This is a genomic window from Burkholderia sp. AU16741, assembly GCF_002223345.1.
In the GTDB taxonomy this organism is placed as follows: domain Bacteria; phylum Pseudomonadota; class Gammaproteobacteria; order Burkholderiales; family Burkholderiaceae; genus Burkholderia; species Burkholderia sola.
Map to the genome: position 1 here is coordinate 84479 of NZ_NKEZ01000011.1, position 26105 is coordinate 110583.

The following is a 26105-nucleotide window of genomic DNA, read 5'->3' on the forward strand; positions in this document are numbered from 1 at the left end:
ATGACCCAGATCTACCTGAAACCGAACGTCGTCTTCGAACCGCTGATCAATCAATGGTATGCGTGGACTTTCCTGCTGCAGCCCGCGACCTGCGCGCTGGTGATGAAGCAGGTGCATCTGCGCATCATGGAATCCTTCATCCGCGCGCCGGAGCTGCATCGGCGTTCCGCCGCGAAGATGGCCGGCGGCCCGTTTCTCAACGGCGGCCGCGAGCGCGTGCCGGCGGTCGACGCGCTGATCCGCGAGACCCGCACGCGCGCCGCGCCGCTGCTGGCGCTGGCGGACGCGCTGCGCGAGCTCGACGAACTGCTCGCGCGGGAAGGGGGCGGCGATACGCTGTCGCCGCTGTATGCGAAGGTGCCCGAGCCGTTGAAGGGATTCGTCGAGCTGGGCTACGACCTGCGCGGCCACGCGTCGTACCGGCTGTTCGAGCGGCTGCTGTACGACAGCGCCGGCTACCTCGACGCGCTGCAGAGCGTGAACGGCTTTCTCGCCACCAGCGACGACCGGAGCTTCATGCTGAGCACGCCGCGCTTTCCGGACGAGCACATGGTGCAGATTCGCCTGCCGTTTCGCGACGCGCTGTACGACGAGCTGTTCGCGGCCCGCCACACCGGCGCCGCGCCGGACCTGATCGACCGCCTGCTCGCGCACGCGGAGGGCGGCGCCGCGCGGCGCACGGCGCTCGAAACGTGGTTCACCGACGCACCGCCGCCGCGCCCGCCGGCGGCGCCGGCGCGCGCGGGGCAGCCGGTGCGGGTGCGCTACTTCAACCATGCGACGGTCCTGGTCGAAACCGCGGCATTCTCGCTGCTGACCGATCCGATCGTCGGCTATCCGCTCGGCCAGGGCGACGATCCGTTCACGTTCGCGGATCTGCCCGAGCGCATCGATTACGTGCTGCTGACCCACAACCACCAGGATCACATCGTGCTCGAGAGCCTGCTGCAGCTACGGCACCGGATCGGCACGCTGGTGGTGCCGCGCAGCCACGGCGGGTTCCTGCAAGACCCGTCGATCCGGCTCGCGCTCGAAGCGTGCGGGTTCGAGCGGGTGATCGAGGTCGGCGAGCTGGACAGCGTGCCCGTGCCCGGCGGCGAGATCGTCGCGCTGCCGTTCCTCGGCGAGCACGGCGATCTGCATATCGCCGCGAAGATGGCGTTCGCGCTGAAGGTGGACGGCAAGAGCATGCTGTTCGCGGCCGACTCGAACAACCTGCAGCCGGAGCTGTACCAGCGCATCGCGCGGCGCATCGGCCGGATCGGCACGCTGTTCATCGGCATGGAATGCGAAGGCGCGCCGATGTCCTGGCTGTACGGCGCGCTCCTGAACGAGCCGCTCGGGCGGCAGTTCGACCAGAACCGCCGCCTGAACGGCTCCGACTGCGAACGCGCGTGGCCGCTGGTCGAATGCTTCGCGCCGCGCCAGGTGTTCGTCTACGCGATGGGCGCGGAGCCGTGGCTCAAGTTCATCTCCAGCATCGAATACGCGCCGACCTCGCTGCCGATCGTCGAATCGGACAAGCTGATCGCCCGCTGCCACGCGCACGACATCCAGTCCGAGCGGCTGTACCTGAAGAAGGAAATCGTCCTTTGAGCGCGGGCGGCCGCGGGGCGGCCCGCATCGTCTCGTCGAATCGTCGAACCAGGAAACCCTCCCCCATGCCGGATCGTCATCCGTCCCGTGTCGCTACCGCCGTCAAGATTCTCGCCGTCGCCGTCATGCTGTTGCTGGCCGTTGCCGTGGGCTTGCTGTATTGGGCGCTGCCCGCCGCGACCGGCTATGCATCGCATTACCTGTGCGTGCGCGTGCTCGCCGGCGGCGCCGGCAGCGACGGCGATGCGCGCACCGTGTTCGCGCGCGAGGTGCGGCCGATCAACCCGTTGTTCGACTTCGTCACGTACCGGATCGACCGTGCGCGGCAGACCGTCGAGGCGGCCGGGCTCGGCGTGCTGCGCTCGACGGTCGCGTTGTACCGGCCGGGCCTCGGCTGCACGATCGCGCCGGCCGACGCGCTCGACGCGTTGCGCGTGGAGGGCGAAGGCCTCGCGCTGCCGGGCGCGGCGGCCGGGGCCGACAACCTCGACGATGCCGCACCGTCCGATCCGCCGCCGGCGCTTCGCGCCGTGCTGGATCGCGCGGTGGCGGAGCCGGCGCCCGGATCGCTGCGCAACACGCTGGCGGTGGTCGTGCGGCAGGACGGCCAGCTCGTCGGCGAGCGGTACGCGCCCGGCGTCACGGCCGACACCCCGTTGCTCGGCTGGTCGATGACGAAGACCGTCATCGGATTGCTGGCGGGCGTACTGGTCCGCGACGGCAAGCTGACGCTCGCGCAGGATCGCCTGCTGGACGACTGGGCGTCGTCCGGCGATCCGCGCCAGGCGATCCGGTTGCGCAACCTGCTGCAATGGACGAGCGGGCTGGACTACCAGGAAGGCTATCTGCCCGGTTCGGACACGACGAAGATGCTGTACCAGTCGACCGACATGGCGCGCTTCGTCGCGAGCCGGCCGCTGAAGGTCGCGCCCGGCCGCGAGGTCGACTACCAGAGCGGCGGCAGCGTGCTGGTCGCGAAGATCATCGCGCGCGCGGTCTCGCCGCGGCCGCTCGACGTCGTGCCGTTCGCGCGGGCGCGGCTGTTCGAGCCGCTCGGCATCCGCACCGCGATGATGGAGCCCGACGCGTCGGGCACGCTGGTCGGCAGCAGCTACATGCTGGCATCGGCGCGGGACTGGTCGAGGCTCGGCGAGTTGATCCTGCAGCACGGCGTATGGCGCGGCGCGCGCATCGTCGACGAGGACTGGGTGCGTTTCATGGCGACGCCCGACGCGACACGGCACGACGGCCGGCTCGGCGCGCATCTGTGGCTGAATGCCGGCGCCGGCGGCGCGCGCCGGTTTCCGTCGCTGCCGGAGGACCTGATGATGATGGACGGCTTCAATCACCAACTGGTGGTGATCGTGCCGTCGTGCCGCGCGGTCATCACGCGGCTGGGCGCGACGGTGGACCACAGCTGGGACACCGAACGCTTCGTCGCCGACGTGATGGCGAGCCTGCCGGGCTGCGCCGGCCCCGCAACCACGACCGCTGCAAGGGAGGCGAATCATGAAGATCACCGTACGTGACGCAGTGGCCGCCGATATGCCGGCCCTGCGCGAGCTGTTCCTGCGCTCGCGCCGCGAGACCTTCGTCTGGCTGCCGGCCGGCGCGTTCCAGTTGGCCGACTTCGAGGCCCAGACGGAAGGCGAGCGGCTGAGGGTCGCCGAGGACGGAAGCGGGCGGCTCGCCGGCTTCGTGTCGGTCTGGGAGCCCGACCATTTCATCCATCACCTGCACGTGTCCCGGCCGCACCACCGGCGCGGCGTCGGCCGCGCGCTGCTGCGCGCGCTGCCGGGCTGGCCGGCCACCCGCTACCGGCTCAAGTGCCTGCGCGCCAACGTGCCGGCGCGGGCGTTCTATGCGGCGTGCGGCTTCGTCGAGATCGGCGCCGGCAGCGCGGAAGACGGCGAGTACCTGCTGCTTGAGTCCGGCGACAAGGACGGCCGATGACCGTCCACCTGCGGTACTGCCTGCAGCAGGCGGCGTTGTGGGGCACCTTCGGCCTCGTGCTGCCGGTCGTCACGCTGTTCCTGCTGCACAACCATTTCACGCTGTTCGAGATCGGGCTTTACGCGGCGCTGTTCAGCCTGTCGACCATCGCGCTGGAGCTGCCGTTCGGCGCGATGGCCGACCGCGTGGGTCGCATCCGGACCTACCGCGTATCGCTGCTGATGAACAGCGTCGGCTGCGCGCTGATGCTGTGCTTCAGCCAGAAGCCGATGCTGTACCTCGCGGCGGCGAGCTTCGGCATCGCGCGCGCGATGAGTTCCGGGACCGTCGACGCATGGTATGTCGGCCTGCTGCGCGAGCACGGCGAAACGAAGCGGATTCCGTATTTTCTCGGCCGCGCGGAGCTGGCCTCCGCGCTCGGGCTGGCGAGCATGTCGCTGGTCGGCGGCCTGCTCCCGGACCTGGTCGGCAGCCGGCTGTTCGACAACCCGTACAAGATCGGCCTCGCGCTCGCATGCGGCTTGTTCATCGTGCTGCTGGGCCTCACGTCGTGGTTTTTCGCCGAGGCGGAGCAGGCGCCGCACGAGGCGGTGCCGGCCGGCAGGATCCTCGACGATCTTCGCGAACTGGTCCGGTTCACGTGGCACGGCGGCGCGGTGCGGCCGCTGATCCTGCTCTGCATGCTGCTCGGCGGCGTCGTGTCGGTGCTGGAGAGCTACTGGCCGGTCGTATTGAAGACGCTCGTGCCGATGCATGGCGCGACCTGGGCGTTCGGCCTGTTCCTCACGCTGATGCTGGTCGTGAAGGGCGCGGGCGGCTGGGTGTCGTATCGCGTGATGAAGCAATGCGCCGCGCGGCCGGCGCTCGCCGTGACGCTGCCGTTCGCCGGGCTCGCCGTGAGCCTCGTGCTGACGCGCTGGGCGAATCACGTCGTCGCGTTCGGCGTCGTGCTGAGCGGGGTCGCGCTGTGCCTCGGCATCGCCGGCGCGGTGGTCAACGCGGTGCTGCATCACCGCACGCCCGATGCGCTGCGATCGCGCGCCGTCTCGTTCTTCTCGCTGGTGTTCCAGCTCGGCAGCATGATCGCGTCGGTCCTGCTCGGCTACCTAGTCAGCCAGTGGGGCGTGCAGGCGGTGTGGTGCGGCGTCGGCGTGCTGGTCGCGGCGGCGTCCGGATACGGCGCCACGATCGGCGGCTGGACCGCCGACCCGGTGGAAGAGGCGAAGGCGACCGCGCGCGTGTAGCGCCGGGCGCGCCGGTTCGATTCAGGTGCAATGCGTCATGCGGTAGCGGCAATCTTTTTCGTTTGTCACCCCACGATAGCCAAGGAGAGCGACTTTGAAACAGGAGATGCGCAATGCGATTCACGACACGCTGGATGCGCTCGTGTCGCAGTACGGGAGGGCGGAGCTCGAACGCGTGATCGCGTTCGTCGACATCAATACGGGGCGGGTTCCGTTGCCCGTGTTGCCGAAACATCAGCGGCCGCTGCTGTTTTATTTCCCGGGGCTCGACGGAAAGCCGTGGTACGAGGCGTCCGATTACCCGGAGCTCGAGGCGTTCACGTCGACGCTCGAGGCGTCGGTCGACGTGCTGCGCGAGGAGTTTCTCGCGCAGGTGACCACGCCGATGCTGCTGCCGTACGAAGAGCAGGTGGCGGGACGGTTCGAGTCGATCCGGCGCAACGACTGGGGGTCATTCTATTTCCGGCGCAAGGGCGAGCCCGAGGTCGAGGAGAATTGCCGCCGCTGCCCGCGCACCGCGGCGCTGATGCGCGAGGTGCAGGATTTCCTCAGCCCGAGCGGCGCGTTCATCTTTTCGGTGATCCAGGGCGGCACGCGGATCCCGCCGCATTCGGACACGACCAATCTCAAGCTGACCTGCCAGCTTCCGCTGATCGTGCCGCACGGCTCGCGACTGCGCGTCGGCGACGAGACGCGCGAGTGGCCGGACCGGCGCGCGATCATTTTCGACGATACGTTCGAGCACGAGAGCTGGAACGACAGCGACGAGCCGCGGGTTTGCCTGCTGGTCGATATCTGGCATCCGGGCATCACGCGGATCGAGCGGGACGCGGTCGAGCGGCTCGATGCGGCGATCAGCCGGCATCTCGGCCAGGATTTCCGGCCGCCCTGGGCCGAAGCGGCCGCGGCGTAACGCGGGGAAGGGCGGCTGGCTGGCGGGGGCCGCCTTTTCGATCATCGACCGATAGCGGCTCGGTCAGGCTGGCATTCGGCGCCGCGCTCGTTTTTGCACCGGCGCGCGTGGGTGCCGGCCGCGCGCCGCGCCGAGGGAGGCGGCGGCACCGGGCATCTCGCGCCCGTTTTTTCGTGTCTATTGCGGGGGCGCGCGGAATCGAGCTCGACGGGCCGGAGCGGGAAGCCTTGCGGATATGGGCTCACCTCACGCGCACGATCGAAACTTAAACGAAATGTGACCCCTCGCCGCCGCAAAATTTTGCACAATGACGGCAGCGCGGCTTTCCTCCGCGCTTCGACCCGGGCCGATCGCCCGCCGACCACCGTGATCGAGCCCCGCTCCGACGTGCCGCCGCCCACCGCCATGGACCAACCGAAACGCATCCTGATCGTCGAGGACGATGCCGACATCGCCGACGTGCTGAGCCTGCACCTGCGCGACGAGCGCTACGAGGTCGTGCACAGCGCGGACGGCGCCGAAGGGCTGCGTCTGCTCGAACAGGGCAACTGGGACGCGCTGATCCTCGACCTGATGCTGCCGGGCGTGGACGGCCTCGAGATCTGCCGCCGCGCGCGGGCGATGACGCGCTATACGCCGATCATCATCACGAGCGCGCGGTCGAGCGAGGTGCACCGGATTCTCGGCCTCGAACTCGGCGCCGACGACTACCTCGCGAAGCCGTTCTCGGTGCTCGAACTCGTCGCGCGGGTGAAGGCGCTGCTGCGGCGCGTCGATGCGCTTGCGCGCGATTCGCGGCTCGACGCGGGCACGCTCGACGTCGCGGGGCTCGCGATCGACCCGATCGCACGCGAGGCGAGCGTCGACGGCGCACGCATCGACCTCACGCCGCGCGAATTCGACCTGCTGTATTTCTTCGCGCGGCACCCGGGCAAGGTGTTCTCGCGGATGGACCTGCTCAACGCCGTGTGGGGCTACCAGCACGAAGGCTACGAACATACGGTCAACACCCACATCAACCGCCTGCGCGCGAAGATCGAGGCCGATCCGGCCGAGCCCGTGCGGATCCTCACCGTGTGGGGGCGCGGCTACAAGCTCGCCGCGCCGGGCCAGCGGGACGCATGATGCAGCTCACGCTCACCCGGCGGCTGTCGCTCGTGTTCTCGATCCTGCTGCTCGCGTGCTCGGGCGCGTCGGCGTGGCTGCAGATCCGCGCGAACGACATGCGCGAGAAGGAAGTCGTGCAGGCGCTGTCGCGCGACCTGGCCGCCAACATCGCCGGCAGCGCGCCGCTGATGGATGCGAACGGGCTGCGCCCCGACGCCGTGCGCACGTTGTTCGGCCAGTTGATGGGCGTGAACCCGAGCGTCGAGGTGTACCTGCTCGACAACGCGGGGCGCATCAAGGGCGACGATGCGCCGCCCGGCCACGTGAAGCGCGACCGCGTCGATCTCGCGCCCGTGCAGCGCTTCATCGCAGGCCAGCCGCTGCCGATCCTCGGCGACGATCCGCGCAGCCCGGACGCGCGCAAGGTGTTCAGCGCCGCGCCGCTGCAGCGCGCGGGGCAGCCGCCGTCGGGCTACATCTACGTGGTGCTGCAGGGCGAGGCGCACGACCGGCTCGCCGCGCGCGTCGACGCCGGCAACGTGCTGCGCACGACGCTGTGGTCGATGGCGATCGTCGCGCTGCTCGGCCTGCTCGCGGGCCTCGTCGCATTCGGCTTCATCACGCGCCCGCTGCGCCGGCTGACGGCCGCGATGCGCGACTTCGACGCGAACGGTGCGCCCGGCGCGCCGGGTGGGCCCGACACGCCCGACACGCCCGATACGCCGCCGCCGGTGCTGCACTTGCCGCCCGGCCGGCGCGGCGACGACATCGCGGTGCTCGAATCGGCGTTCGCGCAGATGGCCGACCGGATCGGCGACCAGTGGCGCGCGCTGACGCGCCAGGACCAGCAGCGGCGCGAACTGATCACGAACATCTCGCACGACCTGCGCACGCCGCTCACGTCGCTGCACGGCTATCTGGAGACGCTGTCGCTGAAAGCCGACACGCTGCCCGAGCCCGAGCGGCGCCGCTACCTGTCGATCGCGCTCGCGCAGAGCGCGAAGGTCGGACGCCTCGCGCAGGCGCTGTTCGAACTCGCGCGGCTCGAATCGGGCGGCGTGCAGGCCGAGCGCGAGCCGTTCTCGCTCGTCGATCTCGTGCAGGACGTGTTCCAGAAATTCGAGCTGGCCGCGCAATCGCGCGGCGTCGCGCTGCATGCGCGGATGCCGCCGCGCGTGCCGGTCGTGTCGGCCGATCTCGGGATGATCGAGCGCGTGCTGACCAACCTGCTCGACAATGCGCTGCGGCACACGCCTTCGCACGGCGAGGTCGAGATCGAGATCGCGCCGGCGCCGTCGGGCGACCGCGTGATCGTGACCGTGTCGGATACCGGGGAAGGAATTCCGGCCGCACGCCGCGAAGGGCTGTTCCAGCGGCCGCAGCGGCCGACGGGCGGCGGCACGGCGACGAGCGGCGGGCTCGGCCTGTTGATCGTGCACCGGATGCTGGCGCTCAACGGCAGCGGCATCCGGCTCGTCGACCGGGCCGGGCGCGGCGCCGTGTTCGAGTTCGCGCTGGCGGTCGCGTCGCCGGCGGCGGGCGACGGCACGCGCTGACCGCGCTGGCCACGCTCGGCAGGCGCTACTTGCCGCGCTTGCGCCGCACGTCGGTCGGCGTCGTGCCGGTCCAGCGCTTGAACGCGTGGCGGAATCCCACTGCATCGCTGAAGCCGAGCGTCAGCGCGATGTCCTCGGTGCTGAGCGTGGTCGTGCCGAGATAGTCGATCGCGAGCGCCTTGCGCACGCTCGTCAGCAGTTCGCTGTACGACGTGCCTTCGGTTTCGAGCTTGCGGCGCAGCGTGCGCGACGTCATGCACAGGCTCTCGGCGATCGCGTCGATGTCCGGGAATTGTCCCGGCGTGCGGGTGAGCTCCTCGTAGACGCGTCGCGTGATGCCCGACTGGCTGCGCAATGCGTCGAGCAACTGCGCGCAGTGCGACGACACCTGCGCGGCGGTGATCGGGTTCGCGAGTTGCGGCGCGCGCGCGAGCCATGCCGCCGGATAGCTGAGCACGTGATGCGGCTGGTCGAACGCGATCGGGCATTCGAGCGCGTCGGCCAGCCGCGCCCCGTGCGGCGGCCGCGGCTGCGCGAACTGCGCGCGCGCCGGCACGCACCACGCACCCATCACGTCCTTGATGATCGTCACGTGCAGCGCGAACTGCATGTCGATCAGGAAACGGTACAGCGGCTCGTCGAGATCGGGCAGCGCGACTTCGTGGCGGTCCGGAAACAGCCACGATGCGGTGTCGCCCTGTTCGACCCAGCGGATCGGCAGCATGCCGTTCGCGAGCCGGTGATATTTGACGGCCGCATCGAACGCGCGCGCGAGCGATTCCGAGCACAGCATCGCGTAGCCGTACATGCCGTAGCTCGACGCGCGCAGCAGGCGGCCGACGCGCACGCCGAGGTCGGTGCCGTCGTACCGGCCGACCGCATTGCGCGCGGCCGTCAGGAACTGCAGCGGCGACGTGAGCGTGAACGGGTCCGCGACGTCGGCCGGCGCGAGGCCGGTGCCGGCGAGCACCGTCGCCGGGTCGAGGCCGGCTTGTGCGGCCACGTCGACGAGCACGGCCAGCTTGGCCGGCGTGAAGCGCTGCTCGTGCAACGCGTGGGCGGAGGCGGCGTCCGGCAGCCGGGCAGGCTGGGCATGGGGCGGTTTCGAGAGCGCACTGCGCGGCATGGCGGGAGTCCTGCGTCCGAATCGATATCGTTGACGGCACGCCATTCTGCGCGGGAACGGCCCCATTCGCCACAGGGTTCACCCTGATGCACCGACGAAGCTGCCCGGGCGGGCAGGCGTTCGCCGTGCGATGTTGCGCAGGCACGCGCCGCGCCTGTCCGTTTCGATCATGTTTTCGGCCGCCCGGATCATTTGCAAAGCGCGTCGCGCGCGCGATAGTCGCCGGTCAGGCGGCGGCCCGCGTCCTTTGGGCGTGCAGGCCGCCGTGCGAACGGCACGCAGGCTGGCGTGCCGTCCCCAGAGGAGTGAGACATGACGAACAGACACTGGCTCGGGTCGTATGGCCCGATCCCCGCCGAGATCGACGCCGATCGCCATCCTTCCGTCAGCGCGCTGCTGGACGACGCGATGCACCGCTTCGCCGAGCGTCCGGCGTTCCATGCGCTCGGCCGCACGCTCACCTATGCCGACGTCGAGCGCCTGTCGAGCGCGCTGGCCGCGTATCTGCAGCAGGTCGTCGGCGTGCGCAAGGGCGACCGCGTGGCCGTGATGCTGCCCAACGTGCTCGCGTTTCCGGTCGTGTTCGTCGCCGTCGCGAAGATCGGCGCGGTCCAGGTCAACGTGAATCCGCACTACACCGCGCGCGAGCTCGCGCATCAGCTCAACGACGCGGGGGTCGAGGTGGCGATCGTCTGCGGCGGGTCGATGGGCACGTTCGCGGACGTGGTCGACGGCACGCGCGTGCGCACCGTGCTGAGCGTGGGGCGCGACGATCTCGGCGTCGTCGATGCGCCGGCCGGCGCGTGCGACGCGCTGCCGCCCGGTTCGACCGCGCTCGCGCACGCCATCGCCGCCGGCGAGTCGCTCGCGTGCGAGCCGGTTGCGCTGAGCGGCGCGGACCTGTTGCTGCTGCAGTACACGGGCGGCACGACCGGCCTGTCGAAGGGCGCGGCGCTGTCGCATCGCAACCTCGTCGCGAACGTCGCGCAGTTCGGGGCGATCGTGCCGGCCGCGCGCGTGCCGGGCGAAGAGGTCGTCGTCACGGCGATCCCGCTGTATCACATCTTCGCGCTGACGGTGAACTTCCTGTCCTACTTCGCGATCGGCGCGCAGAACTGGCTCGTCGCGAACCCGCGCGACATGGACGGCTTCATCGACGTGCTGAAGGCCGCGCGGCCGACGGTGTTCGTCGGCGTGAACACGCTGTACGCGGGGCTTGCCGGCCATCCGCGGCTGAAGGAAGTCGACTGGTCGCGGCTGAAGCTGTCGGCCGGCGGCGGCGCGGCGGTGATCGACGTGATCTCGGCGCGCTGGAAGGCGGTGACGGGCAATTTCATCCGCGAAGGCTACGGGCTGTCGGAAACGTCGCCGGTCGTGTCGTTCAACCCGCAGGCGATCGACCGGTTCACGGGCACCACGGGCCTGCCGCTGCCGTCGACCGACGTGAAGCTGCTCGACGATCAGGATCGCGAGGTGGCGATCGGCGAAGCGGGCGAGATCTGCGTGAAGGGGCCGCAGGTGATGAGCGGCTACTGGCGGAAGCCGGACGCCAATGCGGCCGCGTTCACCGCGGACGGTTATTTCCGCACCGGCGACGTCGGCGTGTTCGACGCGGCCGGCTTCCTGCGGATCGTCGACCGCAAGAAGGACATGATCATCGTGTCCGGCTTCAACGTGTACCCGAACGAGGTGGAGGCGGTCGCGACCGCGCTGCCGGGCGTCGCCGAATGCGCGTGCATCGGCGTGCCGGACCCGCGCACGGGCGAGGCCGTCAAGCTGTTCGTGGTGCTCGCGCCGGACGCGGACGTGACCGAAGAGCAGCTCGTCGCGCATTGCCGTGCGAGCCTGGCCGCATACAAGGTGCCGAAGCTCGTGCGTTTCGTCGACCGGCTGCCGAAGTCGACGGTCGGCAAGATCCTGCGCCGGGAACTCAGCCGCACCGACTGATCGGCGCGACCCACCGCGCGGCCGCGGCTGCGCGGCCCCGTGCGCGGAAAGCCCCGAAGCTGGCGCGCGGGCCGCTCAAGTACAATGCGGTCGGTTCGATCGACGGGGACGCGATGACCGGCTCAGATTCCCTTTCCGCCCGGCCCGGGCGTGCGCTGCCGTCGCCGAGCGCGACGGTGCCGATCTCGCTCGTCAACGGTTTTCTCGCGAGCGCGGGCGTGCAGCGCTACGTGATCGAGCGCTACGTGCGCGGCGCCGGCATTCCGATCGAGCTGCTCGGCGAGCCGCACGCGCGCGTGACGGAGGAACAGTTCTCGACGCTGTACCGCACGCTCGCGATCGACCTCGACGACGAGATGCCCGGCATCTTCTCGCGCCCGTTGCGCGGCGGCACGTTGAAGTACCTGTGCCTGAGCCTGCTCGATGCGCGCAACCTCGAAACGGCGCTGCATCGTTTCGGGCAATTCTTCCATATCCTGCTCGACGACTTCTTCGTCGAATCGAAGCGCGACGAACTCGTCGCGCAGGTGCTGCTGCGCCCGAACGACGCCATCGGGCCGATCGGCGCGCTCGGCCAGGAACTGATGCTCAAGCTCGTGCACGGCGTGTGCTCCTGGCTGATCGGGCAGAAGATTCCGCTGCTGCGGATCGAGTTCGCGTGCCCGCGGCCGCGCCATGCGGTCGATCACCTGTACTTCTTCACCGGCGCCGTGCAGTTCGACTGCGAACGCACGCTGATGCGCTTCAGCGCCGATTACCTCGACGCGCCGATCCGGCAGAGCAAGCGCAACCTGCGCAAGTTTCTCGCGCGCGCGCCCGGCGACTGGATCTTCGAATCGTTCAGCGAACAACTCGTGTGCCATCGGGTGCGGCAGTACTTGTCGGCGGCGCTGCCGGATCTGCCCGTGATCGATCAGGCGGCCGAGCACCTGCATTGCTCGGTGCGCACGCTGAGCCGCCATCTGGCCGCCGAAGGAACGACGTTCCAGGTGCTGAAGGACGAGCTGCGGCGCGATATCGCGATCCAGCGGCTGACCGATACGCCCGACACGATCGCGGCGATCGGCGCCGATATCGGCTTCGACGACCCGAGCGCGTTTCATCGTGCGTTCCGGCACTGGACGGGCAGCACGCCGGGGACGTATCGGCGCCGCGCGTGACGTGAGGCGCCGGGGCGCTGCGCTTCGCGGACGGCTCCCATAACCGGCTCCCTTCGCGCGCTCCCATGGCCGGCTCCCATCAACCCCCGACGTTCCACCCGATGGCCACGCTTACATCGGCGGCGCGACGCCGTCCTTTTCGACGACGACGAATTTGCCGTCATAGACGCCGGTTGTCTTGGGTGTGGCCACGACGAACACCTTCTTGCCCGTCGTCAATTCGGCACGGGTCGCCGGAATCAGCGTCACGACGGGAACGTTGGTCGGCACGGTGACGGTATTGCTGCCGCCCTTGTATGAAAGTTTGAGATCGCGTCCGCTCTCCCGTACGCTCGGGGGCAATGCGCGGGCGAGCGAGCCAATGCCGCGTCGTGTCACGGTTCGCGCGTGGGCTGCACGGGCATTCGCGGTGGCGCGCTCACCGCTTCGTCCGGCATACTGGTTGCTCGCCGATTCACCGAAGCCGGCTCAGGCCAAACCCTTATCCCATCGGTCGTTTCCGCCGACGCACGCGCATGCGGTGGCCGGTTTTGTCACCATGTGGGCCGGATATGACAATGGGAATCGGAATCCCCGGCGTTAGGATGGCCCATCACGTCGCCCGGCGCTGGCCGGTTTTGCCTTATCGGACTCCGTGGCGCCCCCTATTCACCGCCTGATTGGAACATCGACCATGAGCTATAACGCCCCCGTCAAGGACATGCTGTTCGTGCTGAAGGAACTCGCGGGCATCGACGCCGTTGCGCAGTTGCCGGGTTTCGAGGATGCGGGTTACGACACGGCGCAGGCCGTGCTCGACGAATCCGCGAAATTCTGCGGCGAGGTGCTGGCGCCGCTGAACGTCGAAGGCGACCGTAACCCGAGCAGCTGGAAGGACGGCGTCGTGACCGCGACGCCGGGTTTCGGCGCAGCGTTCCGCCAGTTCGTCGAAGGCGGCTGGCAGGGGCTGCAGCATCCGGCCGAATACGACGGCCAGGGCCTGCCTAAGCTGATCGCGACGCCGTGCATCGAGATGTTGAACGCATCGAACCTGTCGTTCGCGCTGTGCCCGCTGCTCACCGACGGTGCGATCGAGGCGCTGCTGACGGCCGGCACCGACGAGCAGAAGCAGCGCTACGTGCCGAAGCTGATCTCGGGCGAATGGACCGGCACGATGAACCTGACCGAGCCGCAAGCCGGGTCGGATCTCGCGCTGGTGCGCTCGCGCGCGGAGCCGCAGGGCGACGGCACGTACAAGGTGTTCGGCACGAAAATCTTCATCACGTGGGGCGAGCACGACATGGCGGACAACATCGTCCACCTGGTGCTGGCGCGCACGCCGAACGCGCCGGAAGGCGTGAAGGGCATCTCGCTGTTCATCGTGCCGAAGTTCATGGTCAACGACGACGGCTCGCTCGGCGCGCGCAACGACGTGCACTGCGTGTCGATCGAGCACAAGCTCGGGATCAAGGCGAGCCCGACGGCGGTGCTGCAGTACGGCGACCACGGCGGCGCGATCGGTTACCTGGTCGGCGAAGAGAATCGCGGCCTCGAATACATGTTCATCATGATGAACGCGGCGCGCTTCGGCGTCGGGATGCAGGGGATCGGCGTGGCCGACCGCGCATACCAGAAGGCCGCCGAATTCGCGAAGGAACGCGTGCAGAGCCGCCCGGTGGACGGCTCGGCCAAGCAGTCGGTGACGATCATCCATCACCCCGACGTGCGCCGGATGCTCGGCACGATGCGGGCGCTGACCGAAGGCGCGCGGGCGCTGGCGTATGTGGCCGCCGCGCACAGCGACATTGCGCACCGCCATTCGGACGAGGCGACGCGCGCGCGTCATCAGGCCATCTACGAGTATCTGGTGCCGGTCGTGAAGGGCTGGAGCACCGAGATGGTGAACGACGTGGCGAGCCTCGGCGTGCAGGTGCACGGCGGGATGGGCTTCATCGAGGAAACCGGCGCCGCGCAGTACTACCGCGACGCGCGGATCCTCGCGATCTACGAAGGCACGACCGCGATCCAGGCGAACGACCTCGTCGGCCGCAAGACGCTGCGCGACGGCGGTGCGGTCGCGAAGGCGCTGATCGCCGAGATCGGCGACACGATCGCGGCGCTCGGCAAGATCGACGGCGCGGCGGCCGCATCGATGAAGGCGCAACTGGAGAAGGGCGCGCGTTCGTTGTCGGCGGTGGTCGACTACGTGCTCGCGAACGCGAAGCAGGACCCGAACGCGGTGTTCGCGGGGAGCGTGCCTTACCTGAAGCTCGCGGGCGTCGTGCTGTGCGGCTGGCAGATGGCGCGTGCGCTGCTGGCCGCGCACGCGAACCGCGCGCGCGACGTCGCGTTCTTCGATGCGAAGATCGCGATCGCGCAGTGCTATGCGGAGCACGTGCTCGTTCAGGCGAGTGCGCTCGAAGCGTCGATCGTCGGCGCGAAGGGCAACGAGAGCGTGCTCGCGTTGACGGAAGACCAGTTCTGACCGCTGACGGTCGGGACGCAGCAGGAGACAGGATTTTGACCACACAGGACTTGCTCGCGCAATACGGCCCGCGCGAATCGATGGAATACGACGTCGTGATCGTCGGCGGCGGCCCCGCCGGGCTGTCGGCGGCGATCCGGCTCAAGCAGCTGGCCGCCGAGAAAGGCACCGAGATCGGCGTGTGCGTGCTCGAGAAGGGTTCCGAGATCGGCGCGCACATCCTGTCGGGCGCGGTGATGGACCCGCGCGCGATCACCGAGCTGTTTCCCGACTGGAAGGAACGCGGCGCGCCGCTCGACGTCGAGGTGAGCGAAGACCGCTTCCTGTTCCTGTCCGAGAAGAGCGCCGTCACCACGCCGAACTGGGCGCTGCCGGACAACTTCAAGAACCACGGCAACTACGTGATCTCGCTGGGCAACGTGACCCGCTGGCTCGGCCAGCAGGCCGAGGCGCTCGGCGTGGAGATCTTCCCCGGCTTCCCCGCTGCCGAGATTCTCTACAACGACGATGGTTCCGTGAAGGGCGTCGCGACCGGCAACATGGGCGTGGGCAAGGACGGCGAGCCGACCGAGAACTTCCAGCTCGGCATGGAGCTGCACGCGAAGTACACGCTGTTCGCCGAAGGCTGCCGCGGCCATCTCGGCCGTCAACTGATCTCGAAGTTCAAGCTCGACGCGAACGCCGACCCGCAGGCGTACGGGATCGGCATCAAGGAACTGTGGGAGATCGATCCGGCCAAGCACAAGCCGGGCCTCGTGATCCACACGGCCGGCTGGCCGCTGAAGTCGGACACGTACGGCGGCTCGTTCCTGTATCACATGGACAACAACCAGGTCGTGGTCGGCTTCGTGGTGGGCCTGGGCTACACGAACCCGTACCTGTCGCCGTTCGAGGAATTCCAGCGCTACAAGACGCATCCGTCGATCCGCGCGTTCCTCGAAGGCGGCAAGCGCGTGTCGTACGGCGCGCGCGCGATCACGGCCGGCGGCCTGCTGTCGCTGCCGAAGACGGTGTTCCCGGGCGGCGCGCTGATCGGCGACGATGCGGGCTTCCTGAACGCATCGCGGATCAAGGGCAGTCACGCGGCGATCAAGACCGGCATGCTGGCCGCCGACGCCGCATTCGACGCGGTGCAGGCCGGCCGTCAGTCGGACGAGCTCAATGCGTACCCGGATGCGTTCAGGCAATCGTGGCTGTACACGGAGCTGTACCGTGCGCGCAACTTCAAGCAGTGGATGGCCAAGGGCCTGTACCTCGGCACGCTGATGGTCGGGCTCGAGCAGAAGGTGATGGGCGGCAACGTGCCGTGGACGCTGCATCATCAGCATGCGGACCACGAGATGCTGAAGCCGGCGTCGCAGTGCGAGCCGATCGACTATCCGAAGCCGGACGGCAAGCTGACGTTCGACCGGCTGTCGTCGGTGTTCATCTCGAACACGAACCACGAGGAAAACCAGCCGGCGCATCTGACGCTGAAGGATGCGAGCGTGCCGGTGAACGTGAACCTGCGCACGTACGCGGGGCCGGAGGCGCGTTTCTGCCCGGCGGCCGTGTACGAGTTCGTGAAGAACGACGACGGCGGCGATCGCCTCGTGATCAACGCGCAGAACTGCGTGCACTGCAAGACCTGCGACATCAAGGACCCGACGCAGAACATCGTGTGGGTCACGCCGGAAGGCGGCGGCGGGCCGAATTACCCGAACATGTGACGCAACGCATCCCCGCGCCCGCGAGCGCGAACGAACCGGAGTGAGACGATGAGCAATGCAGCGAAGGAAGTCGTGGTGGTGAGCGGTGTCCGCACCGCGATCGGTGATTTCGGCGGCAGCCTGAAGGATTTCTCGCCGACCGACCTCGGTGCGAAGGTGGTCGCCGAAGTGCTGTCGCGCGCGAACGTGCCGGGCGATGCGGTCGGTCACGTCGTGTTCGGCCACGTCGTGAACACCGAGCCGAAGGACATGTATCTCGCGCGCGTCGCGGCGATCAACGGCGGCGTCGCGCAGCACACGCCGGCGCTGACCGTGAATCGCCTGTGCGGCTCGGGCCTGCAGGCGATCGTGTCGGCCGCGCAGACGATCATGCTCGGCGACGCCGACGTCGCGATCGGCGGCGGCTCGGAAAGCATGAGCCGCGCGCCGTACACCGTGCCGGCCGCGCGCTTCGGCCAGCGCATGGGCGACGCGAAGCTCGTCGACATGATGCTCGGCGCGCTGCACGACCCGTTCCAGACGATCCACATGGGCGTGACGGCCGAGAACGTCGCGAAGAAATACGACATCTCGCGTGACGCGCAGGATGCGCTGGCGCTCGAATCGCATCGGCGCGCGGCGCGCGCGATCGCCGAAGGCCGCTTCAAGGACCAGATCCTGCCGATCTCGATCCGCACGAAGAAGGGCGAAGTCGCGTTCGACACCGACGAGCACGTGCGGCACGACGCGGGTCCGGACGACTTCTCGAAGCTCAAGCCGGTGTTCGCGAAGGAGAACGGCACCGTGACGGCCGGCAACGCATCGGGCATCAACGATGCCGCCGCCGCCGTGCTGATGATGAGCGCGGACGCCGCGCGCGCGCAGGGCGCGAAGCCGCTCGCGCGCCTCGTCGCGTATGCGCATGCGGGCGTCGATCCGGCGTACATGGGCATCGGCCCGGTGCCAGCCACGCAGAAGGCGCTCGAACGCGCGGGCCTGAAGATCACCGATCTCGACGTGATCGAGGCGAACGAAGCGTTCGCCGCGCAGGCCTGTGCGGTCACGCAGGAACTCGGCCTCGATCCGGCCAAGGTCAACCCGAACGGCTCGGGCATCTCGCTCGGCCACCCGATCGGCGCGACCGGCGCGCTGATCACGGTGAAGGCGCTGTACGAGCTGAAGCGCATCGGCGGGCGTTACGCGCTCGTGACGATGTGTATCGGCGGCGGCCAGGGGATTGCCGCGATCTTCGAGAACATCTGATAATCGACCGCTCAGCATCCGAATACACAGGAATCGTCATGGCCATCGAAACCGTCGGCGTCGTGGGCGCCGGAACCATGGGTAACGGCATTGCGCAAACCGCCGCCGTTGCAGGACTGAACGTCGTGATGATCGACGTCAGCGACGCCGCGCTCGACAAGGGCCTCGCGACGCTGAAGGGCAGCCTCGAACGGCTCGTGTCGAAGGACAAGCTCGCGGCCGATGCACGCGATGCGGCGCTCGCGCGCATCACGACGTCGACCGACTACGCGACGCTCGCCTCGGTCGACATCGTGATCGAAGCCGCGACCGAGAACGTCGAGCTGAAGGGCCGCATCCTGAAGCAGATCGAGGCCGTCGCGCGGCCGGACGCGATCATCGCGACCAACACGTCGTCGATCTCGATCACCGCGCTTGCCGCGCCGCTCGCCGACCCGTCGCGTTTTCTCGGCATGCACTTCTTCAACCCGGTGCCGCTGATGCCGCTCGTCGAGATCATCCGCGGGCTGCAGACGAGCGACGCGACCGCGTCGGCCGTGCGCGCGCTGACCGAGCGTTTCGACAAGTCGCCGATCGGCGTGCGCAATTCGCCGGGCTTCGTCGTGAACCGGATCCTGGTGCCGATGATCAACGAGGCGTTCTTCGTGCTGGCCGAAGGCATCGCGTCGGCCGAGGAGATCGATGCGGGGATGAAGCTCGGCGCGAACCACCCGATCGGGCCGCTCGCGCTGGCCGACCTCGTCGGGCTCGACGTGTGCCTCGCGGTGATGGACGTGTTCCTGAAGGATTTCGGCGACCCGAAGTATCGCGCGTGTCCGCTGCTGCGCGAGATGGTGTCGGCGGGCAGGCTCGGGCGCAAGACCGGGCGTGGGGTGTACGACTACAGCAAGTAAGCGGTACTTCATTCCACTTCCAGCGGCCGCCTTCGGGCGGCCGTTTATTTTGAGGGCGCCGCCGAGCATCGATCGACGTCGACATCGTGCGTTCGCCGTTCATGCCGCTGTTTCTCGGTACGACGCTGATGGTGCTCGCGCTCGTCGCGATCGCGCTGTGCTATCGCGGCTCGCCGGGCGCGATGGCCGCGCTCGCAGGCGGCGTGCTCCCTGTGTTCGGCATCTTCGCGGTGACGAGGGCCGTCAATGTGCCGCGTGACGATGTGCTCGCCGCGGCCGATCCGGCCGCGACGCAAGGCACGGCGCTGTGGATGCGCTACCTGCACGGCCGGAGGAGGTGGAATCACGTGCGCCCCCGTGGCGTCGGCATGCCGCATGCGCGTGTTTCGTCGCGGCAATCGCGGCGCGGTAGCGGTCGTGCTGCCGTTACGCATAAAACGCCGACGGCGACATCCCGAAGTGCCGCTTGAACATCGCGGAGAACGCGCTCTGGCTGCTGTAGCCGTGATCCATCGCGACGGTCAGCACTTTCTCGCCGTGCGCCAGACGCTTGAGCGCGAGCAGCAGCCGCGCCTGCTCGCGCCAGCGGCGGAAGCTGAGCCCCGTCTCGCGCCGGAACGCGCGATGCAGCGTGCGGACCGACAGGCCGAGCAGGTCGCCCCACTCGGCGATCGTGCGCTGATCGTCGGGGGTGGCGACCAGCGTGTCGCAGATCGTCCGCAGGCGCGCGTCGTGCGGCCACGGCAGATACAGCGGCAGCAGCGGCGCGACGGTCACTTCCGCGAGCAGCAGGTGCATCAGGTGATCGTGGCGCGAGCCTGGCGCGTAATCCAGCGGCACGTCGACCGCGGCGAGGATCAGTTCGCGCAGCAGCGGATGCACTTCGACGACGCAACTGCGCGCGGGCAGGTACTCGACCGCGCCCGGTTCGACGAACACGGTGCGCATCTGCACGTCGCCGCTCATCTGCACCGTATGGTCGAGCCCGGCTTCGAGCCACACGCCGCGCGTCGGCGGCACGACCCACGACGCGCCTTCGGACTCCACGTGCATCACGCCCTCGATCGCATAGAGCAGTTGCGCGCGGCGATGGCGGTGCGGCGCGATCGACGTGCCGTGCGCGTACGTGGCCGCCATCGCCGACACGGGCATCGGCGTCGATTCGTAGCGCAGGTGGGCGAAGGGCGGGGTGGACTCGAGTGTCCGATTGGCGACAAGTCGTGACATTTTGGCGTGAGACAGGCAGTGGGCGGCCGGGCACGATGGCGTTCCGATTCACGCCAGACCCTCCTGTCACGATATTAATCCGACAAACGCGATGAACAAGTCTCCTTTTCTGCTCCCCTTCTGCGCGATCGCGCTGTGGGCCGGCAACGTCGTCGTGTCGAAGCTGTCCGCCTCGACGATCGATCCGTCGGCCATCACGTTCTACCGGCTCCTGCTCGCCGTCGCGCTGATGAGCGTCTTCACGCTGGCCCCCGCGTGGCGCAATCGCGCGGTGCTCGTCGCGTACCTGCCGAAGCTCGCGGTGCTCGGCTTTCTCGCGATGGCGCTGTTCCAGAGCCTGTCCTACGAGGCCGCGAAGACGAGCAGCGCGACCAACATGGCGATCATCACCGCGCTCGTACCGCTGATGACGATGCTGCTGAGCTCGCTGCTGCTCGGCGATCCACCGGGCGCCGGCATGATCGGCGGCGGGGTGCTGTCGCTCGCGGGTGTCGTCTACCTGATCGCCGAAGGGCACCCGGCGGCGATTGTCGCGCACGGCGTGCATCGGGGCGACCTGCTGATGCTGGCCGCGTCGGCCGCGTACGCGCTTTACGGCGTGCTGCTCAAGCGCTGGCGCATCGGCGCGTTGCCGGCCTGGCAGTCGACCTACGTGCAGGCGCTCGCGGCGCTCGCGGCGCTCGCGTTCATGGCGCCGATGCTGCTGCGGCTGCCCGCGCAGGCCGCGTGGCCGACGCGCGCGAGCGTGCCGCTGATCCTGTACGCCGGCGTGCTGGCGTCGGTGGTCCTCCCGTATCTGTGGATGCAGGGCGTGCGGCGGCTCGGCCCGAGCCGCTGCGCGATGTTCATGAACCTGCTGCCCGTGATGACGGCCGGCGGCGCGATCGTGCTGCTTGGCGAATCGCTGCGGCTGTATCACCTGATCGGCGGCGGCGTCGCGTTGCTCGGCGTCGCGATCGCACAGCGCTTTCCGTTTCATGCCGGCACGGCGCAAGGCGTTCGTCAATGAGCGCCCATCCCGACATGCAGGACCTGCCGGCCGCGCTGCCGGACGAACGTGCGCCCGGGGCCGCGCCGGCGCTCGCGCGCCAGCTCGAACGGATCGCGACCGCACTCGAGGCGCTGGCGGGCACCTCGCCGCCGGCGGCCGTCGATTTCGACGCGGCCATTGCGTTTCGCTGGCGCGGTTTCGGCGGCGGCCATCGAACGGCGCCGCTGGAGCCGATCGCCTCGCCCGCGCTCGTCGCGTTCGACACGCTGCGCAACGTCGGCCGGCAGGCGGCGATCGTCGAGCGGAACACGCGCCAGTTCGTGCACGGGTTCGCGGCCAACCACGTGTTGCTGACCGGCGCGCGCGGCACCGGCAAGTCGTCGATCGTGAAGGCGTGCCTGCATGCGTTCGCGGCGCACGGCTTGCGGCTGATCGAGGTCAGCAAGGAAGGGTTGAACGATCTGCCGGCGATCGTCGAACTGGTGCGCACGCGGCCCGAGCGCTACCTGGTGTTTTGCGACGACCTGTCGTTCGAGGCCGGCGAGACCGGTTACAAAGGGCTCAAGACGGTGCTCGACGGCTCGGTCGCGAGCGATCTGTCGAACGTGCTGGTGTACGCGACGTCGAACCGCCGCCACCTGATGCCCGAGCAGGCGAGCGACAACGCGAACGTGACGCGCGCGGAGAACGGCGAACTGCACCCGGGCGATGCGGTCGAGGAGCGGATTTCGCTGTCCGAGCGCTTCGGGGTCTGGGTCACGTTCTACGGCTTCACGCAGGACGAGTACCTGGCCGTCGTCGCGAGCCGCCTCGGCGCGGCCGGTTTCGATGACGCGCAGATTGGTGCGGCGCGCGAGCCCGCGCTGCAGTGGGCGCTCGAACGCGGTGCGCGTTCGGGCCGCATCGCCGTGCAGTTCGCGCGCGATTATGCGGGGCGGCTCGCGGACGAAAGCGGCGAGGGCGCGTCCGCGCGCCGGACGGCCTGAGCCGCGCTATAGCAGCCGCTCGGACAGCACGCGGAATGCGACGTCGGGCAGACGAAGCACAGCGGTTCGCCGGTCGCGCCGATGCGGGCGAGGGGGCGCCGTCGGCGAGGCCGACCGTCTTCAGCGGCCGGATCGCGTCGACGTCGATCGGCCGGTCGATCGACGCATACGCGAGGCGGTCACAGTCTTCGACATGGGCGACGGCCGCGCGCCGCAGCGACAGGGCGGCGCTGGCCGCGCGTCAGTCGCCGAAGAATGGCGCGAAGGCGTCGGGCAGCGTCCGGTCGTGCGACGCTCGGCCGTGCAGCGGAAGTCGGGCGCGCTGCCGCCGCTCCCCGCCAGCCGCGTGTCGTAGCGTCCGTCGCGTGCCGTATGCGTGAACGGCCGCGCGAGATGCGACGGCAGCGCGTCGCTGAACAGCCGGCTGCCAAGCGCATAGAGCGGGTGATCGAACACGTTCTTCACGAACAGCACGGTGCGCTCGGCCGGCGCGCCGTCCGGCAGCGTATCGACGTAGAGCCGCCAATTGCTCTGCAGCGGCGACGGAAACACGCGCCGCAGTCGGCCGGCGAGGCCGGAGGACGGGTAGACGAAGGCGTTGTCGTAGCGCATGGGCAACATTGTGCCGGGGTTGCCGGGCCCGGGGAAGGGGCGACCCGGCGGGCCAAGCGCGCTTGGTTGCGCACGCACCGATCCAGCGTAGAATTTCCGGCATTCGACGACCGCTGTTTTTTCACGCCGGGAGGCAAGCATGAACGATCTGACGCAGTTATCCGAGCCCGAGCTGATCGTGCGCGGCAGCCGTTTCGCGTTGCCGACCCTGGTATTCGCGCTGGTTGTGATCGGCGGCGGTTTCATTTGGGCCGCGAGCGCGAATCCGTTTTTCAGCTTCACGTCGTTCATCATGCCGTTCGTCGGCGCGCTGGGTGGCCTCGCTTACCTGTTCGTGATGACGCGCGCCGTGTTCTTCGGCGACCGTTTCAAGGTGCAGCGAATCTCGGTGCCGTATCGCGATGTCGTCGAGGTGACGCGCGGCCCGTTCTCGCTGGTCGTGCTGTACCGGGTTGCGACGCGCTCGGGCGCCGGCAAGGTGCGCAAGGTCAAGCTGCCCTTTGCCGAAATGCGCATCGACGACCGGAAAAAATGCCTCGAGATCCTGCGCAGGCACGCGCCCGAAGCGTTCAAGTCGAATATTACCGTGTGAGCGTCGCGCGCCGCCGGCCAGGATGCGTGCCGGTCCGGCCGCGAGCAGGACGCCTGCTTGCGGCACGTTGACGAACGTTCTCACGGGTGGCCGACGAAAGCGGGTGACCCTGGCGATCAGTACCCCGACGCGCTCGCTCCCTGATCGCTGACGATCGCCACCCCCGAACTCGTCCCGAGCCGCGTCGCGCCGGCTTCGAGCATCGCGAGCGCGGCCGCGCGGTCGCGCACGCCGCCCGACGCCTTCACGCCGAGCGTCGGCCCGACCGTGCGGCGCATCAGCGCGACGTCCGCAAGCGTTGCGCCACCGTGGCCGAACCCGGTCGACGTCTTCACGAACGCGACGCCGAGATCGCGGCACATCTCGCACACGCGCACCTTCTCGTCGTCGGTCAGCAGCCCCGTTTCGAGGATCACCTTGAGCGGCACCGTGCCGCAAGCGCGATGCACGGCGTCGATGTCGGCCTTTACGTCGTCGGCGCGGCCGCTTTTCAGCGCGCCGATGTTGATCACCATGTCGATCTCGCCGGCGCCCGCCGCAATCGCGGCGGTGGCTTCGAACGCTTTCGCGGCGGACAGCCCCGCGCCGAGCGGGAAGCCGACCACGGCGCAGACGAGCACGCCGGTCTCAGCCAGCTCGCGCGCGGCGAGCGGCACGTTCGCCGAATTCACGCAGACCGAGTAAAAGCGATGCTCGGCCGCCTGACGGCAGAGTTCGCGGATCTGCGCGTCGCTCGCGTCAGGCGCGAGCAGCGTGTGATCGATGGTTTGGGCGAGTTGGGCGTTGGAAAGCGGCATGTGTCAGGACTCCACGGATCGTGTGCGGAAAGGGCACACGGAAAGTTGATGTTTTCACATCGGTTTGTTACAAATACGACATTCCGGCCGGGCCCGCGCGCCCGGCACGACGAGCGACTCACGCGGCGGGCACGCAGGATACAGGCATGGAAACAAAGAAGGGCGAACGGATCAAGACATTGATGAACGTGCTGCAAGGGCAGAACGCGATTCATCTGAGGGAAGTCGCCGAGCTGTTCGGCGTGTCCGAAATGACGATCCGCCGCGATCTCGCGGACAACCCGCACGGCCTCAGCCTGATCGGCGGCTACGTGACGCGCCATTTCGCCGCGCAGCGCAGCGATATCGGCGAGTACCTGATCAGCGCCGAGAACAACCGGCAGACCGAGGAAAAGCGTCGCATCGGCAAGCTGGCCGCACAATTCGTGACGACCGGCGACACGATCTTCGTCGACTGCGGGTCGACCACGCCGTTCATCGTCGATTTCATTCCGGACGACCTCGAATTCACGGCGGTCTGCAATTCGCTGAACGTGTTCGCGAAGCTGCAGCAGAAGCCGCATTGCAACGTCATCCTGTGCGGCGGCGCGTATCACCGCCAGAACATGGTGTTCGAATCGGTCGCCGAAATGGGCATCCTCGATTCCGTGCGCGTGTCGAAGGCGTTCATTTCGGCGGCCGGTGTGAGCGAGCGCTGCGGTGTCACGTGCTTCAACTTCCACGAAGTCGATGCGAAGAAGAAGGTGATGGCGCGCGCGCAGAACCGCTTCCTGCTGGTCGACCACACGAAGTTCGACGAAGTGCGCGCGGCCTATTTCGCCGAACTGACCGATTTCAACTACGTGATCTCCGACGGGCAACTGAGCCGCCGCTACGAAACGGCGATCCGCGAGCACGGGATCGCGCTCGTGACCTGATGCGGCGCCGGGCATCGCGTCACGCATCGTGCGCTTCCGCCGCGCTGAGGTAGCCGGTGAGGACTTCGAAGCGGCGCGATGCGCCGGGCGCCAGCGCCGCTACGTGGCCCTTGCGGCGCTCGGCTTCGTAACCCTCCGGCTCGCAGGTCGACGGCAGCGCGAACGCGGCGACCTGCTGATCCGCGTTGTGCAGGATCCAGCGCGTCGCATGCGGAAATTGCGCGGGGCGGTAGGCGGTGTGGAACGCGCCGCCGTCCGGATGCACAAGCCGGAAATGCGCGACGCCGTCGGCGTCCGTTTCAACCTCGTTCATGAAGAACACGATCTCGGGGTCGTACAGCGCGGGCGCATCGAGCGTCGCGAGTCGCGCCGGATCGCGCGCGAGCGTGGCCGTGTAGTCGCGCCACGCGGCGGTCGGCTTCACGTGCGCGGGCACGCTGTCGCGCAGCCGCATGCCGCCGCGCGGCAGCGACTGCACGAAGCGGCCGCCCGGCATATACGCGTAGTTCAGGTGCGCCATGTACATCAGGTCCATCGGCGTGCCGCCGAGGTTCGTCACGTCCATCGCGATCGTCATCCGCGCCTCGTGCTCGGCCAGCCGCACCGACGGACGCGCGACGTAGTGGCTGCCGAACCCTTGCACGTATTCGTATTCGCCGGTCACGTCGACCGTCGCGCCGCGCGCGTCCATGCCGACGACGAGGCTCGCGCGGTCCATCGGCGCGCACGGCATCTCGCCGTGCAGCGCGTGCGTGTCGTCCGGCCCCGGGCAGCCGTTGCGCAGCAGCCCGCTGTGGAACATGAAGCAGCCGTAGGTATCGATGATCGACGCCGCGCGCTTCGGCTGCCGGAACATGTGTTTCATCGTCAGGTCGCGACCGTCGAATTCGGCGGCCCAGATCATCTGGCCGAGATACGGGAGTACGACGAGATGGCCGCGGCGGTTCTCGAGCTTCAGCGCCTCGACGCCGGACGGATACGCGAACGCGGTGACGGTGAGGCCGTCGGTGCGGTACAGCGTGCGCGGCGCTTCGCGAAAGTCGTCGCGCCGCAATTCGATCTCGCCGCGCATG

Annotated in this window: 23 protein-coding genes and 1 pseudogene; 18 read left to right on the forward strand and 6 right to left on the reverse strand. The window is 68.7% G+C overall.

The genetic code is table 11. The features are described 5' to 3' along the window. From CFB89_RS29435 to CFB89_RS29465, 7 genes are all read left to right on the forward strand, one after another. The gene (locus CFB89_RS29435; RefSeq protein ID WP_256979799.1) at positions 1–1596 is read left to right on the forward strand and encodes an MBL fold metallo-hydrolase; all 1596 of its coding nucleotides are present in this window, start codon (positions 1–3) and stop codon (positions 1594–1596) included. A 65-nt stretch (positions 1597–1661) separates the two neighbouring features. Continuing rightward, positions 1662–3125: a serine hydrolase gene (locus CFB89_RS29440; RefSeq protein WP_089471035.1), complete on the forward strand. Its 1464-nt coding sequence runs from the start codon at positions 1662–1664 to the stop codon at positions 3123–3125. Then, a complete protein-coding gene (locus tag CFB89_RS29445) occupies positions 3106–3549 on the forward strand; it encodes a GNAT family N-acetyltransferase (protein ID WP_089471036.1) in 444 nt (147 codons plus the stop codon). The genes CFB89_RS29440 and CFB89_RS29445 overlap by 20 nt, the downstream gene beginning before the upstream one ends. Then, positions 3546–4793: an MFS transporter gene (locus CFB89_RS29450; protein ID WP_089471037.1), complete on the forward strand. Its 1248-nt coding sequence runs from the start codon at positions 3546–3548 to the stop codon at positions 4791–4793. The genes CFB89_RS29445 and CFB89_RS29450 overlap by 4 nt, the downstream gene beginning before the upstream one ends. A gap of 94 nt (positions 4794–4887) precedes the next feature. Further along, positions 4888–5706, forward strand: a complete 819-nt coding sequence (locus CFB89_RS29455) for an aspartyl/asparaginyl beta-hydroxylase domain-containing protein (protein WP_089471038.1) — start codon at positions 4888–4890, stop codon at positions 5704–5706. A gap of 405 nt (positions 5707–6111) precedes the next feature. Then, a complete protein-coding gene (locus CFB89_RS29460) occupies positions 6112–6831 on the forward strand; it encodes a response regulator transcription factor (protein ID WP_089471039.1) in 720 nt (239 codons plus the stop codon). Next, positions 6831–8369, forward strand: coding sequence for a HAMP domain-containing sensor histidine kinase (locus tag CFB89_RS29465; RefSeq protein WP_089471669.1), 1539 nt, complete (start codon positions 6831–6833; stop codon positions 8367–8369). The genes CFB89_RS29460 and CFB89_RS29465 overlap by 1 nt, the downstream gene beginning before the upstream one ends. A gap of 25 nt (positions 8370–8394) precedes the next feature. On the opposite strand, the gene CFB89_RS29470 is transcribed toward CFB89_RS29465, so the two are convergent. Continuing rightward, the gene (locus tag CFB89_RS29470; RefSeq protein WP_089471040.1) at positions 8395–9495 is read right to left on the reverse strand and encodes an AraC family transcriptional regulator; all 1101 of its coding nucleotides are present in this window, start codon (positions 9493–9495) and stop codon (positions 8395–8397) included. 312 nt (positions 9496–9807) lie between these two features. Between CFB89_RS29470 and CFB89_RS29475 the strand changes: the two genes are divergently transcribed. Further along, a complete protein-coding gene (locus tag CFB89_RS29475) occupies positions 9808–11442 on the forward strand; it encodes an AMP-binding protein (protein WP_089471041.1) in 1635 nt (544 codons plus the stop codon). Then, a complete protein-coding gene (locus tag CFB89_RS29480; RefSeq protein ID WP_089471670.1) occupies positions 11442–12602 on the forward strand; it encodes an AraC family transcriptional regulator in 1161 nt (386 codons plus the stop codon). Before CFB89_RS29475 ends, CFB89_RS29480 begins: the two co-directional genes overlap by 1 nt. A 111-nt stretch (positions 12603–12713) precedes the next feature. On the opposite strand, the pseudogene CFB89_RS29485 reads toward CFB89_RS29480, so the two are convergent. Beyond that, positions 12714–12923, reverse strand: a pseudogene (locus tag CFB89_RS29485) (hypothetical protein); the annotation flags it as partial. Between the two features lie 352 nt (positions 12924–13275). On the opposite strand from CFB89_RS29485, the gene CFB89_RS29490 reads away from it, so the two are divergent. From CFB89_RS29490 to CFB89_RS29510, 5 genes are all read left to right on the forward strand, one after another. Continuing rightward, positions 13276–15066 carry an acyl-CoA dehydrogenase gene (locus tag CFB89_RS29490; protein WP_089471042.1) on the forward strand — a complete coding sequence of 597 codons (1791 nt, stop codon included), beginning with the start codon at positions 13276–13278 and terminating at the stop codon, positions 15064–15066. 80 nt (positions 15067–15146) lie between these two features. Beyond that, positions 15147–16775, forward strand: a complete 1629-nt coding sequence (locus CFB89_RS29495) for an electron transfer flavoprotein-ubiquinone oxidoreductase (protein WP_373559887.1) — start codon at positions 15147–15149, stop codon at positions 16773–16775. A 48-nt stretch (positions 16776–16823) separates the two neighbouring features. After that, entirely contained in the window at positions 16824–18017 is a 1194-nt protein-coding gene (gene bktB, locus CFB89_RS29500; protein WP_089471044.1) for a beta-ketothiolase BktB, read from the forward strand. A 38-nt stretch (positions 18018–18055) separates the two neighbouring features. Next, complete coding sequence (locus tag CFB89_RS29505) at positions 18056–18910, forward strand: 3-hydroxybutyryl-CoA dehydrogenase (protein WP_069619533.1); 855 nt, start codon at positions 18056–18058, stop codon at positions 18908–18910. Between the two features lie 128 nt (positions 18911–19038). Beyond that, positions 19039–19380: an anthrone oxygenase family protein gene (locus CFB89_RS29510; protein ID WP_256979800.1), complete on the forward strand. Its 342-nt coding sequence runs from the start codon at positions 19039–19041 to the stop codon at positions 19378–19380. Here the strand turns inward: CFB89_RS29510 and CFB89_RS29515 are convergent. Beyond that, positions 19337–20137 carry a helix-turn-helix transcriptional regulator gene (locus tag CFB89_RS29515; RefSeq protein WP_089471045.1) on the reverse strand — a complete coding sequence of 267 codons (801 nt, stop codon included), beginning with the start codon at positions 20135–20137 and terminating at the stop codon, positions 19337–19339. The genes CFB89_RS29510 and CFB89_RS29515 overlap by 44 nt on opposite strands. Before the next feature lie 91 nt (positions 20138–20228). On the opposite strand from CFB89_RS29515, the gene CFB89_RS29520 reads away from it, so the two are divergent. Both CFB89_RS29520 and CFB89_RS29525 read left to right on the forward strand, forming a co-directional pair. Then, positions 20229–21146, forward strand: coding sequence for a DMT family transporter (locus tag CFB89_RS29520; protein ID WP_089471046.1), 918 nt, complete (start codon positions 20229–20231; stop codon positions 21144–21146). After that, on the forward strand, positions 21143–22114 hold the full coding sequence (locus CFB89_RS29525; RefSeq protein ID WP_089471047.1) for an ATP-binding protein: 972 nt from the start codon (positions 21143–21145) through the stop codon (positions 22112–22114). The genes CFB89_RS29520 and CFB89_RS29525 overlap by 4 nt, the downstream gene beginning before the upstream one ends. Before the next feature lie 120 nt (positions 22115–22234). Here the strand turns inward: CFB89_RS29525 and CFB89_RS29530 are convergent, their stop codons facing one another. Continuing rightward, the gene (locus CFB89_RS29530) at positions 22235–22867 is read right to left on the reverse strand and encodes a hypothetical protein (protein ID WP_256979801.1); all 633 of its coding nucleotides are present in this window, start codon (positions 22865–22867) and stop codon (positions 22235–22237) included. Between CFB89_RS29530 and CFB89_RS29535 the strand changes: the two genes are divergently transcribed. Next, complete coding sequence (locus tag CFB89_RS29535) at positions 22866–23318, forward strand: hypothetical protein (RefSeq protein WP_089471048.1); 453 nt, start codon at positions 22866–22868, stop codon at positions 23316–23318. The two genes, CFB89_RS29530 and CFB89_RS29535, sit on opposite strands and share 2 nt — an antisense overlap. Positions 23319–23434: 116 nt before the next feature. Here CFB89_RS29535 and deoC read toward each other — a convergent pair whose 3' ends face one another. Next, complete coding sequence (gene deoC, locus CFB89_RS29540) at positions 23435–24115, reverse strand: deoxyribose-phosphate aldolase (RefSeq protein WP_089471049.1); 681 nt, start codon at positions 24113–24115, stop codon at positions 23435–23437. Positions 24116–24261: 146 nt separating this feature from the next. Here deoC and deoR point away from each other — a divergent pair, with 146 nt between their 5' ends. Continuing rightward, entirely contained in the window at positions 24262–25032 is a 771-nt protein-coding gene (gene deoR, locus CFB89_RS29545) for a DNA-binding transcriptional repressor DeoR (RefSeq protein WP_089471050.1), read from the forward strand. Between the two features lie 19 nt (positions 25033–25051). Here deoR and CFB89_RS29550 read toward each other — a convergent pair whose 3' ends face one another. Further along, complete coding sequence (locus CFB89_RS29550) at positions 25052–26104, reverse strand: aldose 1-epimerase family protein (protein ID WP_089471051.1); 1053 nt, start codon at positions 26102–26104, stop codon at positions 25052–25054. Between the last annotated feature and the right edge of the window lies 1 nt (position 26105).

Bases quoted from the DNA above. Each gene is read 5' to 3' on its own strand.
- CFB89_RS29435 (WP_256979799.1), top strand. From the start codon at position 1: ATGACCCAGATCTACCTGAAACCGAACGTCGTCTTCGAACCGCTGATC.
- CFB89_RS29440 (WP_089471035.1), top strand. From the start codon at position 1,662: ATGCCGGATCGTCATCCGTCCCGTGTCGCTACCGCCGTCAAGATTCTC.
- CFB89_RS29445 (WP_089471036.1), top strand. From the start codon at position 3,106: ATGAAGATCACCGTACGTGACGCAGTGGCCGCCGATATGCCGGCCCTG.
- CFB89_RS29450 (WP_089471037.1), top strand. From the start codon at position 3,546: ATGACCGTCCACCTGCGGTACTGCCTGCAGCAGGCGGCGTTGTGGGGC.
- CFB89_RS29460 (WP_089471039.1), top strand. From the start codon at position 6,112: ATGGACCAACCGAAACGCATCCTGATCGTCGAGGACGATGCCGACATC.
- CFB89_RS29465 (WP_089471669.1), top strand. From the start codon at position 6,831: ATGCAGCTCACGCTCACCCGGCGGCTGTCGCTCGTGTTCTCGATCCTG.
- CFB89_RS29470 (WP_089471040.1), bottom strand. From the start codon at position 9,495: ATGCCGCGCAGTGCGCTCTCGAAACCGCCCCATGCCCAGCCTGCCCGG.
- CFB89_RS29475 (WP_089471041.1), top strand. From the start codon at position 9,808: ATGACGAACAGACACTGGCTCGGGTCGTATGGCCCGATCCCCGCCGAG.
- CFB89_RS29490 (WP_089471042.1), top strand. From the start codon at position 13,276: ATGAGCTATAACGCCCCCGTCAAGGACATGCTGTTCGTGCTGAAGGAA.
- CFB89_RS29495 (WP_373559887.1), top strand. From the start codon at position 15,147: ATGGAATACGACGTCGTGATCGTCGGCGGCGGCCCCGCCGGGCTGTCG.
- bktB (WP_089471044.1), top strand. From the start codon at position 16,824: ATGAGCAATGCAGCGAAGGAAGTCGTGGTGGTGAGCGGTGTCCGCACC.
- CFB89_RS29505 (WP_069619533.1), top strand. From the start codon at position 18,056: ATGGCCATCGAAACCGTCGGCGTCGTGGGCGCCGGAACCATGGGTAAC.
- CFB89_RS29510 (WP_256979800.1), top strand. From the start codon at position 19,039: ATGGTGCTCGCGCTCGTCGCGATCGCGCTGTGCTATCGCGGCTCGCCG.
- CFB89_RS29515 (WP_089471045.1), bottom strand. From the start codon at position 20,137: ATGTCACGACTTGTCGCCAATCGGACACTCGAGTCCACCCCGCCCTTC.
- CFB89_RS29520 (WP_089471046.1), top strand. From the start codon at position 20,229: ATGAACAAGTCTCCTTTTCTGCTCCCCTTCTGCGCGATCGCGCTGTGG.
- CFB89_RS29525 (WP_089471047.1), top strand. From the start codon at position 21,143: ATGAGCGCCCATCCCGACATGCAGGACCTGCCGGCCGCGCTGCCGGAC.
- CFB89_RS29535 (WP_089471048.1), top strand. From the start codon at position 22,866: ATGAACGATCTGACGCAGTTATCCGAGCCCGAGCTGATCGTGCGCGGC.
- CFB89_RS29530 (WP_256979801.1), bottom strand. From the start codon at position 22,867: ATGCTTGCCTCCCGGCGTGAAAAAACAGCGGTCGTCGAATGCCGGAAA.
- deoC (WP_089471049.1), bottom strand. From the start codon at position 24,115: ATGCCGCTTTCCAACGCCCAACTCGCCCAAACCATCGATCACACGCTG.
- deoR (WP_089471050.1), top strand. From the start codon at position 24,262: ATGGAAACAAAGAAGGGCGAACGGATCAAGACATTGATGAACGTGCTG.
- CFB89_RS29550 (WP_089471051.1), bottom strand. From the start codon at position 26,104: ATGCGCGGCGAGATCGAATTGCGGCGCGACGACTTTCGCGAAGCGCCG.